The organism is Streptomyces sp. NPDC002671 (assembly GCF_053592475.1).
In genome coordinates, this window is sequence record NZ_JBSFVU010000005.1 from 225,547 (window position 1) to 239,021 (window position 13,475).

Here is a 13,475-nt window from a genome sequence, read left to right on the forward strand (position 1 = left end):
GGCGGCGCCTACATCCTGCTGAGGGACGCCGCCGCGGCCAGCACCTCCCTGATCGCCTCCCGGTCCCCGTCCTGCCCCGCCGCGGCCTCCTCCGGCGAGACGTGCCCCGCGGCCAGCCGGCAGAACTCCGCGCCGTCCAGGGCGACATGGGCCACCTCGAACTCGGCGGAGCCCACCGCGGCGGGTGAGTCCAGCGGGATCAGCCACTGGCCGCCCGCCGCGCCCTCGATCTCCAGGCGCAGGCTGCGCCCCGGCGCGCCCGCCGGGACCAGGTGCGGGGTCCGGCCGGGCGCGGACAGCCCCGCCCGGCGCCGCTCGGCGAGCGCCGCCGGGAGCATGCCGGCCGCCAGGTCGATCATCTTGCCCAGATGGCGCGGTGCGGGCGGCTCGTACGGGTAGTCCACCGCCTCCGCGATGTCCTCCGCGTGCGCCCAGCACTCGAAGGCGCGGTCCAGCATCGCGTCGTGCAGCGGCAGCGTGAAGTCGCCGTACGGCACCGTGAGTCCGCCCGTGCTGCCGCCGGTGAAGGACACCGTCCGCACGAGGGCGTGGCTCTGCTCCCGCCAGGTCTCCCGCACCGACCGGGTCGGCGGGAAGCGGCCGGCCCGCCAGTACGCCTCGGTGCGCGCGGCGGGCCCCAGCGGTCCCCGCTCCGCGGCCTCCGCGGCCTCGGCGGCTTCGGCGACCTCCGGGACCCCGGCCAGCGGGTCGGTCAGGCCGAGCGCCGTCGCGACCAGCCCGTCCACCGCCAGCAGGTGCGCGATCACCCCGGCCACGGTGGTACGACGGCTCATCGCCGCGCCCGCCTCGAACCACCGCAGCCGCACCGGCGCGTGCCACTCGGCCTCCCCGAAGTCCTGCAGCAGTGCGTCCAGCCGCGCGGTCTCGGAGTCGTACGCCGCCGCCCACGCGGGCACCGGGATGCGCGGCGGCCGGCGGTCCAGGCAGCTCTCCAGGACGCGGTTGCGCAGCGCCGGATCCAGGTCGAGGCTCTCCGGCTGGTGCAGCAGGCCGACCGCCGCGCGCAGCCGCAGCGCCTCCTCCGCGCAGGCTCCGCAGGTGCCGAGGTGCTCCTCGACGGCCGCGGTCTCGGCGGCGGAGCAGGCGGCCAGCGCCCAGGCGCCGAGGAGCGACTTCAGGACGTCGTGCGACAGGTCGAGCGGCACGGGCGCGGGTTCCCCCAGGTCGGCGAGGTCGGGCAGCGGCAGCCCGCTGTCCTCGACGGAGGCGCGGGGCAGCGGGATGCGCGCCGGCCGGTGCGGCTCGGCACCGCCGGACTCCTCGGACACGCTCACACCGCACCCCCGAACCCCGGAGGTGCCCCCGCGTCGTGGGCGGTGGACAGCAGTTGCAGGCCGAGGCGGAGCCGGCGGCGGGCCTCGTCCTCGGTGACGCCGAGGTCGACGGCGGTCTGGCGGTAGTCGCGGCGCTGGAAGTAGGCCAGCTCCAGGGCGGCGCGCAGCGGGGCGGGCATGGAGTGGACGATGTAGTCGGCGCGGGCGGCGACCGAGGCGCGGCGCACCTTGCCCTCCAGCTCCCGCGCGGCGCTCTCCCGATCGCCGTCGGCCCCGCTCCCGCTCACGGGCAGCGCGGCGGTCTCGCTGTCGCGCAGCCGCTGCACGGCCAGCCGGTGGGTCACGTCGGCGATCCAGGAGCGCAGCGGGCCCTGCTTGGCGTTGTAGGTCTCGGGGTGTTCCCAGAGGTGCGCGAAGACCTCGCGGGTGACGCTGTCGGCGCCCTGCTCGTCGCCGAGGACGCGGTGGGCGAGGCTGTGCACGAGAGAGGCGTACCGGTCGTACAGCTCGCCGAGGGCGGCGGCCTCACCGCGGGTGAGCCGCTGCTGCATCTTGCGGTCCCAGCGGGGCGGTACGTCCTTGTCGGCCATGCGGTCCTCCCCTCGCCCGTGTCCGGCCCGTTCAGCCTCTCTGCACCGTCATCTCGAATGTAGTCGGCACGTCTGACAGCGCACGCCCCTTTGTGTCAATGTGCGCCCCCTGTTGCGCCGCAGGTGATAGTGCCCTCTTCACACATCCTTCACGCGACAGGGGTCAAAGCCTGATCGAATACTGATCGAAGCGGATCGATAGTGACTTGAACAAGTTCCTTGCCGATCGCCCCCGGTTTGTCGCCCTACGTTTCAGGGAACGGCCGCTGGGCAGCCGCGCGGAAAGAAGCGTAGGAACTGCTTCCGTTTCTGGGCGGTTCCGGACATCCGGCGAGCGGAGGGGCATGGCTGTGGCTTTCAAGGTGACCGGCGGGGAACACGGCGACTGGGCCGTGCTCATGGTGTCGGGAGAGCTGGACCTGATGACGTCGCCGGTCCTGCGCCAACGGGTGCACGACGTGGTGGCCGAGGGTCACCACAGCCTCGTCCTGGATCTCTCGGAGGTCTTCTTCTGCGACTCCAGCGGGGTCGGCGTCCTCGTCGCAGCCCGCAGACTGATCCGCTCCTGCCAGGGGCGGCTGCGGCTGATCCTGCCGGACCGGGGCGCGGACGACGGCTCGCACGTCAACCGGGTGCTCGGCGCGCTCGGCGTGCGCCGCCTGTTCGACGTCCGCGCCGACGTCGAGTCCGCGACGGCGGACGAGGCGACGGACGAGGCGGGTCCACTCTCGGCCTGACCGCCGGACACCCGCTGTCCTTGCGACACGACCACACAGTTGTCGCAGAATTCCCCCGGTCTTGGCACAAGCGCGGTTTTCCCGCCATTCGCCCGCCCTCTCCGTCGTACGCTCCGTGCCAGGTGTACCCACGCACACGTAAGGCGGCCCGAACAGACATGGTCAGCACCGAGTACGAGCGCAGGATCGCAGCCCGGTTCGCCACCTTCGACCAGGACGGCAACGGCTGGATCGACCGCGAGGACTTCAATGCGGCGGCCAAGGCGCTGCTCGCCGAGTTCGCCGTGACAGCCCGGTCCGACAAGGGGCAGGCGCTGTACGCCGGTGCGGAGGCGTTCTGGCAGGGCATGGCGGGGATCGCGGACCGGGACGGTGATCAGCGCATCACCCGCCAGGAGTTCGTCTCCGGCGCGGTCAAGCGCCTGCGCGACAACCCCGAGCGCTTCGCCGAGATCGCCCGCCCCTTCCTCCACGCGGCCCTGGCGGTGGCGGACCCCGACGCCGGCGGCCACCCCACGGTCGACGACACGGCCCGCGTCCTCCGCGTCCTCCATGTCCCCGAGCAGACCGCCCGCATGGTCGCCGCGGCACTCGACACCGACGGCGACGGCAGGATCGGCGAGTCAGACATCGTCCCGGCGTTCGCGCGGTACTTCACGGTCTCCGAATAGAAGGGGCAGGCCCCGAAAAGCGCTCCCGCAGCTTGTACTTGAGCACCTTCCGCAGGGTGTCGTTGCGCGGCAGGGCGTCCACCACCTCCAGGCGTTCCGGGAGCTTGTGAACGGACAGCCCTTCCGCGCGGAGGTAGGAGACGGCCTCCGGCAGCGTCAACTCATCGGCGCCCGGCGGCTGTTCCACCACCGCGCAGACCAGCTCCCCTCTCTCCGCGTCCGGCAGGCCGATCACCGCCACGTCCGCCACCGCCGGATGCGCGGCGAGCAGGTCCTCGATCTCCTTCGCGGAGATGTTCTCCCCCTTGCGGATGATCACGTCCTTGAGGCGGCCGGTGAGGATCAGGTGGCCCGAGTCGGTCACCCGGCCGAGGTCGCCGGTGCGCAGGAAGCCGTCCTCGTCGAAGGCCGCGGCCGTCTGACGGGGGTTCAGGTAGCCCTGGCAGACGGCCTCGCCGCGGAGCCGTACCTCGCCTTCGACGACGCGGATCTCCATGCCCTGAGGGGGGCGGCCCTCGGTCGTCGCGAGGTTTTCGGGGGTGTCCTCCGGGTCGCCCATGGTGATCATCGGCACCTCTGTCATGCCATATCCGTGGGTGAGCTGAACCCTCATCTCGCGGACCACGCAGTGATAGACCTCGGGCGGCTTGGGCGCGCCCCCGCCGGCGAGGAGGCGCAGGGTGGGGATCACCTTCTCGCCCGGCTGCTTGCGCTGCTCGGCCAGGAACATCGAGTAGAAGGCCGTGGAGCCGCCCGCCACCGTCACCCCGTGCCGCCGGTACTCCGCCAGCGCGTCCGGCAGCGCGAAGTGCTCGAACATCACGGCCGGGAAGCCGTAGAGCAGGAGCATCACCGTGTAGTCGGGGCCCGCTATGTGGGCGTAGGGGAAGGCCATGGAGCCGACGTCGTCGGGGGTCAGGCGCAGGGCGTGCGCCAGGCAGGAGCCGCCCGCGATCAGGGAACGGTCCGTGTGCAGGACGCCCTTGGGGTCGGAGGTCGTCCCCGAGGTCCAGTAGATCCAGCGCACCGAGGTGCCCTCGGCGGGGGGAGCGGGAAGGGCGGACGGGTCGCCGTCGGGGAGGCTGTCGTACGCCTCGAAGACCCCCTTCGCGCCCAGCCGCCGGGCCATCTCCGTGTGGTCGTGGCCGCGCCACACGCCCGGTACGGCGAAGAACTCGGCCTTGGACTCGCGCAGCGCGAAGCCGACCTCGCGGTCCCGGTAGAAGGGGATGACCGGGGACTGTACGGCGCCCAGGCGGGCCAGGGCGAAGGAGAGCAGGGCCGTCTCGATGCGGGTGGGCAGCTGCCAGGCCACCACCGTGCCGGGACGGACGCCCATGTCGTACAGGCCCGCCGCGACCCGCTCGGACCGCTCGCGCAGTTCGCCGAAGGTCAGCCGGCGCTCGCCCTGCAGGAGGACGGGGCGGTCGGGGGTGAGGCCGGCGCGGCGTACGACCAGGTCCCACAGCGTGCGGGAGGAACTCAGGGAGTGCGGGGTCTCGTTCACGTATGCCCCCTGCTTGGCTGACGACTCGTCAGGTGACATGCTATCTGACGGGTCATCAGATAAGTATTGTCCGACGGAGGGGAACACGGAGGGGAAACCATGACCGAACTGCCCCGCATCATCAGCGTCGACGACCACGTGATCGAGCCCGCACACCTCTTCGAGACCTGGCTGCCGGCGAAGTACCGGGACCGGGGGCCCAAACCGCTGACCGCCGGGATCGGGGAGCTGGCCTACGTCGGCGGGAAGTACCAGATCACCATGGATCCGGAGGGCCAGCCGACGGACTGGTGGATCTACGAGGACCTGAAGTTCCCGTACAAGCGCAACATCGCCGCCGTCGGCTTCGACCGGGACGAGATGACCCTGGAGGGGATCACCCGGGAGCAGATGCGGCGCGGGTGCTGGGATCCCGTCGAGCGGCTCAAGGACATGGATCTCAATCATGTGGAGGCCTCGCTCTGCTTCCCGACCTTCCCGCGCTTCTGCGGGCAGACCTTTGCCGAGGCGCACGACAAGGACGTCGCGCTCGCGTGCGTGCGCGCCTACAACGACTGGATGGTGGAGGAGTGGTGCGGGGACAGCGGAGGGCGGCTCATCCCGCTCTGCCTCATCCCGCTGTGGGACGTCGAGCTGGCCGTCGCCGAGATCCGGCGGAACGCCGCGCGCGGGGTGCGGGCCGTCACCTTCTCCGAGATCCCCACCTACCTCGGGCTGCCGTCCATCCACTCCGGGTACTGGGACCCGTTCTTCGCCGTGTGCCAGGAGACGGGGACCGTCGTCAACATGCACATCGGCAGCAGCTCCCAGATGCCCGCCGCCTCCCCGGACGCCCCGCCCGCCGTCCAGGCGTCGCTCAGCTTCAACAACGCCATGGCCTCGATGATGGACTACCTCTTCAGCGGGGTCCTGGTGCGCTTCCCGACCCTCAAACTCGCGTACTCCGAAGGGCAGATGGGCTGGATCCCGTACGCCCTGGAGCGCGCCGACGACGTGTGGGAGGAGCACCGGGCGTGGGGAGGGGTCCGCGACCTGATCCCGGAGCCGCCGTCGACGTACTACTACCGGCAGATCTTCTGCTGCTTCTTCCGCGACAAGCACGGGGTGGCCTCCCTGGACGTCGTCGGCCGCGACAACGCCACCTTCGAGACCGACTACCCGCACGTCGACTCGACCTTCCCGCACACCAAGGAGGTCGCCCTCGACCATGTGAAGGGCCTGGACGACGAGACCGTCTACAAGCTGATGCGGGGCAACGCCATCCGCATGCTCGGCCTGGACTTCGACCGGTAATGGACCTCTCGTACACGGCGGAGGAAGAGGAGTTCCGGGTCCGGCTGCGCGACTGGCTCGCCAAAGCGCTGCCCGCCCTGCCCCCGAAGCCGTCCCCGGACGACTGGCCGGGCCGCCGCGCCTACGACCTCGGCTGGCAGAAGATGCTGTACGACGCCGGGTACGCCGACGTCCACTGGGACGCTTCCCCCACCCTCCGGCTGATCTTCCTGGAGGAGACGGAGAAGGCCGGGGCGCCCTATGTGGGGGCGAACTTCGTCGGGCTGCTGCACGCCGGGCCGACCATCGCCGCCGAGGGGACGGCTGCGCAGCGGGCCCGCTGGCTGCCGCCGATCCTGCGCGGGGACGAGGTGTGGTGCCAGGGGTTCAGCGAACCGGGCGCCGGGTCCGACCTCGCCGCGCTGCGCACGCGCGCGTGGCGCGACGGCGACGACTACGTGGTCAGCGGCTCCAAGATCTGGACCTCGCACGCCGAGGTCGCCGACTGGTGCGAGCTGCTGGTCCGCACCGATCCGCACGCGCCCAAGCACCGGGGTGTCACCTGGCTGGCCATGCCCATGGACGCCGAGGGCATCACCGTACGGCCGCTGCGCACGCTCGCCGGGTCGGCGGAGTTCGCCGAGGTGTTCCTGGACGAGGTGCGGGTGCCGGCGGCCAACCGGGTGGGGGCGGAGAACGACGGCTGGCGCGTGACCATGGTGACGCTCTCCTTCGAGCGCGGCACGGCGTTCGTCGGCGAGGTCGTCGCCTGCCGCCGGGTGCTGGCCGAACTCGCCCGTACGGCCCGGGAGAACGGCCGCTGGGACGACCCCGTGCTGCGCAGGCGGCTCGGGCGGCTCAACGCCGAGTTCCGCGCGCTGTGGCGGCTCACCCAGTGGAACGTGAGCGAGGCGGAGGCGAGCGGTGGGGTCCCGGGTGTCGGCGGCTCGGTCTTCAAGCTCCGCTATTCGCACGCCCGTCAGGAGCTGTACGACAGTGCCGCCGAGGTACTCGGGCCCGGCTCGCTCGACCTGGCCGTGCCCTGGACCCTCGACCGGCTCACCTCCCTCTCCTACACCATCGCCGCCGGCACCTCGCAGATCCAGCGCAACATCGTGGCCGAGCGCATCCTCGGCCTGCCCAAGGGGAGATGAGTGTGCGTTTCCAACTGACCGAGGAGCAAGGGGCGTTGCGGGACGGGATGCGGGAGCTGCTGGACCGGCGCTTTCCCCGCGAGGCACTGCGCGCTGCCGTCGAGGGCGGCCCGGCCTCCCTCGGCCGGGGGCTGTGGCGGGCGCTCGGGGACGCCGGGTTCTTCGCTCTGCGACTGCCGGAGGCCGAAGGCGGGGTCGGACTGGGTCTGGCCGAGGCGGTGTTGGTCTTCGAGGAGGCGGGGCGGGCGCTGGTGCCGGGGCCGCTCGTGGCCACGCACCTCGCGGCCGGGGTGGTGCCCGGCGCGGCCGAGGGGGAGACGGTCGTGGCGGCCGTCGACGGAACGCTGGTGGAGTGGCTGGACGCGGCGGACGTCGTACGCGGGGACGCCTCCGGGGCCTTACCGCTGCGCTCGGTCGACCCGCTGACGCCTCTGCACCGGGTGCCGGGTGCGAGGGCGACTGAGCGGATGGAACCGGTGGCCGTGCTCCTGACCGCCGCCGAGCAGCTCGGTACTGCCGAGCGGGTGTGCGAGCTGGCCGTGCAACACGCCCGGACCCGCGAGCAGTTCGGGCAGCCGATCGGGGCCTTCCAGGCCGTCAAACACCTGTGCGCCGACCTGCTGGTGCGGGCCGAGACGGCCCGCGCGGCCGTCTACGCGGCGGCCGTGACCGCCGACCCCGCCGACATCGCCGCCGCCCGGCTCCTCGCCGACGAAGCCGCCGTACGCGGCGCCCGCGACTGCCTCCAGGTGCACGGCGGCATGGGTTTCACCTGGGAGGCGGACGTGCATCTGCATCTGAAGCGGGCCTGGGTGCGGGCCGAACGCGGCGGCGGCGCTACGGAGAGTGAGGAGGTCCTCGCCGCAGAGCTGCTGCGCCGATGACGGAGCGTCGATATCGGGTTGTGTCCTACGCGCGACTCGTCACGGCCCGGAGTCGGGTGCCCCCTCCGGTACCTTGTGTGAGATGCGAGTGGTTCCGAGCGCGAGCCGTACCGGTGGTGCCTGTTCGACTCCCCGGCACAAGCGTCGCACAGTATGCCTCAGGCGTACTCCTTCGCGCTGGAATATGCCCGAAGCGCTTGTTGGCGTGACTGTACGTCAACCATGCTGTCTCATAAGGGAATCACGTTCCGTGACCCTTGCTCTGGCCGTTGTCCTGGCCATGCAGAAAATGGCTACGATCGTGGGCCTCGCCGTGATCGTCGCCGCGCAGGCCGCGGTGGCGTTCGGGCGGCGTGGCGTCATGTATCCGCCGGTTCGGATGGTGTGAGCGGTGCAGGTGCTTGAAGTGCAGCTGGAGATCCGGCCCGACCCCACGGAGGTGGGACGGGCGAGAAGATGGGCCCGCGCCCGGCTCGCCGGGTTGGGCGTGGCGGCCGACGAGCCGCTGGCCGAGACCCTGATCCTGCTCGTCTCCGAGCTGGTGACCAACGCCGTGGTGCACACCGGCCGCCCGGCGGTGCTACGGCTCCTTCTGCCGGGCGTGGGGGCGGAGTCGGCCCCCGCGGCCCCCGCGACCTCCTCGATCCCCGAGGCCTCCTCGACTCCCGCGGCCACCGTGCGTCTGGAGGTGGCCGACAGCAGCACCCGCGCGCCCGTCCCGCGCTGCGCCGGCGGTGACGCCACCGGGGGTCGGGGCCTGGCGCTGGTCGACTGCCTCGCCGACCGCTGGGGCTGGAGCCCCGAGGGCGCCGGAAAGAGCATCTGGTGCGAGCTGGACCGCTGTTCGCAGCCCAGGGAGGGCGCAGCGGTGGCGTACGGGGGCGGACTGTCCGCGTACGAGGATCTCGCGTTCGAAGCCGTGTAGTTCCGGAGTGCGGTGGTGCGCCCGTGGTGCACCCGTGCGCGGTCGCCGTACGCGGGGCATAAGTGATAAATCGCCGTACCGGTGTTGACGTCTTGTGACCGTATGAACACGCTTATGGGCAACGATTCGCCGTGAGGGGACGGCGAGGGCGCGGTCACGGCAGCCCTTGTCGAGGGTGGGTCGCGACCGGGCGGCGGCGCGAGGGAACCGGCAAGGGGGGCGCGCCGCCAACCGGACCAACCGGCCCGGGCTCAGAGGATCGCCACTGGTGCCACGGGGGTGCCGGTCGCGCCGACGAACGGCTCGGGCATCGCCGACAGCAGGAACGCGTACCGCTCCTCTTGTCCACAGGCTGTGGACAACTCTTCGAGATTCCAGTTCTGTCCCTGGAGCATTCCCATCTCCACCAGGTGCAGCGCGTGCACGGGCAGCCACAGATTCTCGATCTCGGGCGGAAATATCTCAAACGTGAGCGTGTCGTTCGCGACCGCCGCCACGTCGCGCGCGTGGAACCACTCCGGGCAGCGCACCGAGAGTCCCGGCGACGGATAGCCGTACCCGTGCTTGTCCCCGGCCAGATACACCTGCACCTGCCCGGTGCGTACGAGCACGATGTCGCCGGCGCGGACGTGGACGCCGCCGAACTCCTCGGCCGCCTCCAGGTCCTCCGGCGTGACCGCGTGACCCCCCGCCAGCCGGTCCAAGCCCCGCGCGCGTGCCACGTCCAGCAGCACCCCGCGCGAGACGAGGTGCCGTGCCTTGTCGATCCCGCTGAACTCGGCGCCGCCGTGCGCGCTCACGGTGTGCGCCGGGCGGCCGTTGTACAGCTTCCCCGAGTGCGAGACATGGGTCAGCGCGTCCCAGTGGGTGCCCGCCTGCAGCCCCATGGTCACCGCGTCGTCGCTGCACGCCACCGTGCCCGGCCCGAACAGCTCCTGGTTGATCTGCACCATCGCGTGCAGCGGGTTGACCCGCCCCGGGATCATCCCGGTCTGCACCCCGTCCTGCTGGAGCGGGAGGGCGAGGGGGACGCGGCGGCCCGTGCGGACGCAGGCGGCGGCCTCCCGTACGACCTCGTCGGTGATCAGGTTCAGGGTGCCGATCTCGTCGTCCGCGCCCCAACGCCCCCAGTTGCTGACGCGCTTGGCGATGTCGTGGAACTCGACGGGCAGTGACATCCGTGCCTCCCCGGGGCTTGTGTCCGCACATCCGACGCGCCATAAAATCTAACGGTCCGTCAGAAACCGCGGGAAGGGGCCGGGCGTGGGGAACTTCTTGGCAGGCAGGGTGGTCGCCGTGACGGGCGCCGGCCGGGGCATCGGACGCGCGGTCGCCCGAGCGGCTGCCGCCGAGGGGGCGAAGGTCGTCGTCAACGACTACGGCGTCGCCATGGACGGCGCCTCGCCCACCAGCGAGGTCGCGGAGGCCGTCGTCAAGGAGATCGAGGCGGCGGGCGGCGAGGCGGTCGCGGTCGCCGACGACATCTCCACGATGGCCGGCGGACAGCGGGTCGTAGACACCGCGCTTGCGGCGTACGGCCGTCTCGACGGGGTCGTCTGCGTGGCCGGGATCCTGCGCGAACGCATGCTCTTCAACATGACCGAGGAGGAGTGGGACCCGGTGGTCGCCACCCACCTCAAGGGCACGTTCACCGTCTTCCGGGCCGCCTCGGCCGTGATGCGCAAGCAGGGGGCGGGAACCCTGATCGGGTTCACCAGCGGCAATCACCAGGGGTCCGTTTCCCAGGCCAACTACAGCGCCGCGAAGGGCGGGATCATCTCGCTCGTGCGAAGTGCCGCGCTCGGCCTGCACAAGTACGGGGTGACCGCGAATGCCGTCGCACCCGTGGCCCGTACGCGGATGTCGGCGAACGTTCCCATGTCGCTGGCGGAGATCGGGGAGCCGGAGGACGTGGCCGCGCTCGTCGTCTACCTGCTGTCGGACCAGGCGAAGGAGCAGGGGATCACGGGGCAGGTGTACACCGTGGCCGGACCGAAGATCGCGGTCTGGGCGCAGCCGAGGGAACTTCGCGCGGCTTACGCGTCCGGCGGGTGGACGCCGGAGACGATCGCGGAGTTTCTGCCGGGGTCGGTGGGGGTGGATCCGATGCCGATGCTGGCGCAGTTGGCGGCGATGGAAAAGGCCGCGCGTGATGGGACTCGGCCCAACGCCTGACAGCTCGAGGGGTTGGCTGCCACCGGTGCTTTGAGGAGGCCCTGTGGACTTTGAATTCACTGCCGAGGACGAGGCGTTCCGGGCCGAAGTCCGTTCGTGGTTGGGCGCTCACGCCAATCCCGCGACGGATCGGCGGACTTGGGAACGTGCCCTCGGTGCCGCCGGCTGGATCGGGCTGGGCTGGCCGGAAGCCGGGTACGGGAACCGGACTGCCTCGCTCACTCGGCAGGTCGCCTGGGCCGAGGAGTACGCCCGGTCTCCCGCACCCCCGCGCTCCGGGCACATCGGGGAGAATCTGCTCGCACCTACCCTCCTCGCCCATGGCACGGCCGAGCAGAAGGAGCGGTTTCTGCCGCCGATCGCTGCCGGTGAGGAGCTGTGGTGCCAGGGGTACAGCGAGCCCGGTGCGGGATCGGATCTGGCCGGGGTGCGGACCTCGGCGGTGCGTGCGGGGGCGTCGTACCGGGTCAGCGGGCAGAAGATCTGGACCTCGCTCGCTCATGAGGCCGACTGGTGCTTCGTGCTGGCCCGTACCGATCCGGACTCCCGTCGCCACCACGGACTGAGCTTCCTGCTCGTCCCCATGGACCAGCCGGGCCGGATCGAGGTGCGGCCCATCCGGCAGTTGACCGGCGACAGCGACTTCAACGAGGTCTTCTTCGACGGGGCGCACGCGGAGCATGTCGTCGGGGCAGAGGGGCAGGGCTGGCGGGTCGCGATGAGTCTGCTCGGTTTCGAGCGCGGGGTGTCCACGCTGGCGCAACAGATCGGGTTCGCCGAGGAGTTGGCGCAGGTCGTCGAGGCGTCCATGAAGTCGGGCGCGGTCTCCGATCCCGTGGTACGGCGGCGGCTCGTGCGGCAGTGGGCCGAGCTGCGCACCATGCGCTGGCACGCGCTGCGCACCCTCGGTGGCTCGGGGGACGCGGGTGCGCCCAGCGCGGCCAAGTTGTTGTGGGCCAACTGGCATCAGCGGCTGGGGGAGTTGGCGGTCGAGGTGCGGGGCGCGGCGGCGGGCGTGGGGCCCGTGGACTGGTCGGCTTCGGCGCCGTACGAGCTGGACGCGGCCCAGCGGCTGTTCCTGTTCTCCCGGGCCGACACCATCTACGGCGGCTCGGACCAGGTTCAGCGCACGATCATCGCCGAGCGCATGCTCGGTCTGCCGAGAGAGCCGAAGGGGGTCGGGTGATGCGTGGCGTGGTGTTCGACGGCAAGCAGGTCCAGGTGGTGGACGACCTGGCGGTACGGGAGCCGGGGCCCGGCGAGGTGCTGGTCGGGATCAAGGCGGCCGGGCTGTGCCACAGCGACCTGTCGGTGGTGGACGGCACCATCCCCTTCCCGGTACCGGTGGTGCTGGGGCATGAGGGGGCCGGGGTGGTGGAGGCGGTGGGCGTGGGGGTCACTCATGTTTCTCCCGGCGACCATGTGGCCCTGTCCACGCTAGCCAACTGCGGCACGTGCGCGGAGTGCGACCGGGGGCGCCCGACGATGTGCCGGCAGGCGATCGGACGCCCCGGGAAGCCGTTCACGCGGGGCGAGCGGCCGGTCCACCAGTTCGCCTCCAACTCGGCCTTCGCGGAACGCACGATCGTCAAGGCCGTCCAGGCGGTGCGAATCCCGCAGGACATCCCGCTGACCTCGGCCGCCCTGATCGGCTGCGGGGTGCTCACGGGTCTGGGCGCGGTCCTGAACCGGGCGCGGGTGGACCGCGGGGACAGTGTCGTCGTCATCGGCACGGGCGGGATCGGCCTGAACGTGCTGCAGGGCGCGCGGCTCGCGGGTGCGCTGCGGATCGTGGCCGTGGACGCGAACCCCGCGAAGGAGGCGGTGGCGCGGCGCTTCGGCGCGACGGACTTCCTGACCTCGACGGAGGGCGTGCGGGAGCTGCTGCCGACGGGTGCCGACCATGTCTTCGAGTGCGTCGGCAGGGTGGAGCTGATCCGCGGGGCGATCGACCTGCTCGACCGGCACGGGCAGGCCGTCCTGCTCGGGGTGCCCCCGGCGACGGCCGAGGCGTCCTTCCGCGTCTCTTCCATGTTCCTGGACAAGTCCATCCTGGGCTGCCGCTACGGCTCCTCGCGCCCCCAGCGCGACATCGCGCTCTACGCCGAGCTGTACCGGCAGGGGCGGCTGCTGCTCGACGAGTTGGTGACGGCGACCTATCCGGTGGAGGACTTCGAGAAGGCCCGGGCGGACGCGGAGGCGGGGCGGGTGGCACGGGCGGTGCTCACGTTCTGAGGGCCGGGAGCTGTCCACACTCCCGGAGTT

Annotated in this window: 14 protein-coding genes; 10 read left to right on the top strand and 4 right to left on the bottom strand. The window is 71.6% G+C overall.

Going from position 1 to position 13,475, the window contains the following annotated elements; all coding sequences use genetic code 11:
* Window positions 1–8: 8 nt before the first annotated feature.
* Together ACWD35_RS09800 and ACWD35_RS09805 are read right to left on the bottom strand one after the other, a co-directional pair.
* Window positions 9–1,295, bottom strand: a complete 1,287-nt coding sequence (locus tag ACWD35_RS09800) for a zf-HC2 domain-containing protein (protein WP_451350641.1) — start codon at window positions 1,293–1,295, stop codon at window positions 9–11.
* A complete protein-coding gene (locus ACWD35_RS09805; protein ID WP_451350642.1) occupies window positions 1,292–1,885 on the bottom strand; it encodes a sigma-70 family RNA polymerase sigma factor in 594 nt (197 codons plus the stop codon). The genes ACWD35_RS09800 and ACWD35_RS09805 overlap by 4 nt, the downstream gene beginning before the upstream one ends.
* A 344-nt stretch (window positions 1,886–2,229) precedes the next feature.
* On the opposite strand from ACWD35_RS09805, the gene ACWD35_RS09810 reads away from it, so the two are divergent.
* Window positions 2,230–2,622, top strand: a complete 393-nt coding sequence (locus ACWD35_RS09810) for an STAS domain-containing protein (RefSeq protein ID WP_451350643.1) — start codon at window positions 2,230–2,232, stop codon at window positions 2,620–2,622.
* A 158-nt stretch (window positions 2,623–2,780) separates the two neighbouring features.
* Window positions 2,781–3,293 (top strand): EF-hand domain-containing protein, encoded by a 513-nt coding sequence (locus ACWD35_RS09815; protein WP_451350644.1) that lies wholly within the window; start codon window positions 2,781–2,783, stop codon window positions 3,291–3,293.
* On the opposite strand, the gene ACWD35_RS09820 is transcribed toward ACWD35_RS09815, so the two are convergent.
* Window positions 3,277–4,800 carry a class I adenylate-forming enzyme family protein gene (locus ACWD35_RS09820; protein WP_451350645.1) on the bottom strand — a complete coding sequence of 508 codons (1,524 nt, stop codon included), beginning with the start codon at window positions 4,798–4,800 and terminating at the stop codon, window positions 3,277–3,279. The two genes, ACWD35_RS09815 and ACWD35_RS09820, sit on opposite strands and share 17 nt — an antisense overlap.
* A 99-nt stretch (window positions 4,801–4,899) precedes the next feature.
* Between ACWD35_RS09820 and ACWD35_RS09825 the strand changes: the two genes are divergently transcribed.
* The 5 genes from ACWD35_RS09825 (at window position 4,900) to ACWD35_RS09845 (ending at window position 9,035) form a co-directional block, all read left to right on the top strand.
* Window positions 4,900–6,093, top strand: a complete 1,194-nt coding sequence (locus ACWD35_RS09825) for an amidohydrolase family protein (RefSeq protein WP_451350646.1) — start codon at window positions 4,900–4,902, stop codon at window positions 6,091–6,093.
* The gene (locus tag ACWD35_RS09830; protein ID WP_451350647.1) at window positions 6,093–7,226 is read left to right on the top strand and encodes an acyl-CoA dehydrogenase family protein; all 1,134 of its coding nucleotides are present in this window, start codon (window positions 6,093–6,095) and stop codon (window positions 7,224–7,226) included. The genes ACWD35_RS09825 and ACWD35_RS09830 overlap by 1 nt, the downstream gene beginning before the upstream one ends.
* A gap of 2 nt (window positions 7,227–7,228) precedes the next feature.
* The gene (locus ACWD35_RS09835) at window positions 7,229–8,110 is read left to right on the top strand and encodes an acyl-CoA dehydrogenase family protein (protein WP_451350648.1); all 882 of its coding nucleotides are present in this window, start codon (window positions 7,229–7,231) and stop codon (window positions 8,108–8,110) included.
* 250 nt (window positions 8,111–8,360) lie between these two features.
* On the top strand, window positions 8,361–8,498 hold the full coding sequence (locus ACWD35_RS09840; protein WP_451350649.1) for a hypothetical protein: 138 nt from the start codon (window positions 8,361–8,363) through the stop codon (window positions 8,496–8,498).
* Between the two features lie 18 nt (window positions 8,499–8,516).
* Entirely contained in the window at window positions 8,517–9,035 is a 519-nt protein-coding gene (locus ACWD35_RS09845; protein WP_451350812.1) for an ATP-binding protein, read from the top strand.
* A 251-nt stretch (window positions 9,036–9,286) separates the two neighbouring features.
* On the opposite strand, the gene ACWD35_RS09850 is transcribed toward ACWD35_RS09845, so the two are convergent.
* Complete coding sequence (locus ACWD35_RS09850) at window positions 9,287–10,213, bottom strand: cyclase family protein (protein ID WP_451350650.1); 927 nt, start codon at window positions 10,211–10,213, stop codon at window positions 9,287–9,289.
* 85 nt (window positions 10,214–10,298) lie between these two features.
* On the opposite strand from ACWD35_RS09850, the gene ACWD35_RS09855 reads away from it, so the two are divergent.
* Genes ACWD35_RS09855 through ACWD35_RS09865 form a run of 3 tightly spaced genes read left to right on the top strand, consistent with a single transcriptional unit; the run spans window position 10,299 to window position 13,445 of the window.
* Complete coding sequence (locus ACWD35_RS09855; RefSeq protein ID WP_451350651.1) at window positions 10,299–11,210, top strand: SDR family oxidoreductase; 912 nt, start codon at window positions 10,299–10,301, stop codon at window positions 11,208–11,210.
* Between the two features lie 43 nt (window positions 11,211–11,253).
* Window positions 11,254–12,396 (top strand): acyl-CoA dehydrogenase family protein, encoded by a 1,143-nt coding sequence (locus ACWD35_RS09860; protein WP_451350652.1) that lies wholly within the window; start codon window positions 11,254–11,256, stop codon window positions 12,394–12,396.
* Window positions 12,396–13,445 carry a Zn-dependent alcohol dehydrogenase gene (locus ACWD35_RS09865; protein ID WP_451350653.1) on the top strand — a complete coding sequence of 350 codons (1,050 nt, stop codon included), beginning with the start codon at window positions 12,396–12,398 and terminating at the stop codon, window positions 13,443–13,445. The genes ACWD35_RS09860 and ACWD35_RS09865 overlap by 1 nt, the downstream gene beginning before the upstream one ends.
* The last annotated feature ends 30 nt before the right edge of the window (window positions 13,446–13,475 follow it).

What these genes read in the sequence shown, in the direction of transcription:
- ACWD35_RS09805 (WP_451350642.1), bottom strand. Translation starts at nt 1,885, where the DNA reads ATGGCCGACAAGGACGTACCGCCCCGCTGGGACCGCAAGATGCAGCAG.
- ACWD35_RS09810 (WP_451350643.1), top strand. Translation starts at nt 2,230, where the DNA reads ATGGCTGTGGCTTTCAAGGTGACCGGCGGGGAACACGGCGACTGGGCC.
- ACWD35_RS09815 (WP_451350644.1), top strand. Translation starts at nt 2,781, where the DNA reads ATGGTCAGCACCGAGTACGAGCGCAGGATCGCAGCCCGGTTCGCCACC.
- ACWD35_RS09825 (WP_451350646.1), top strand. Translation starts at nt 4,900, where the DNA reads ATGACCGAACTGCCCCGCATCATCAGCGTCGACGACCACGTGATCGAG.
- ACWD35_RS09830 (WP_451350647.1), top strand. Translation starts at nt 6,093, where the DNA reads ATGGACCTCTCGTACACGGCGGAGGAAGAGGAGTTCCGGGTCCGGCTG.
- ACWD35_RS09850 (WP_451350650.1), bottom strand. Translation starts at nt 10,213, where the DNA reads ATGTCACTGCCCGTCGAGTTCCACGACATCGCCAAGCGCGTCAGCAAC.
- ACWD35_RS09865 (WP_451350653.1), top strand. Translation starts at nt 12,396, where the DNA reads ATGCGTGGCGTGGTGTTCGACGGCAAGCAGGTCCAGGTGGTGGACGAC.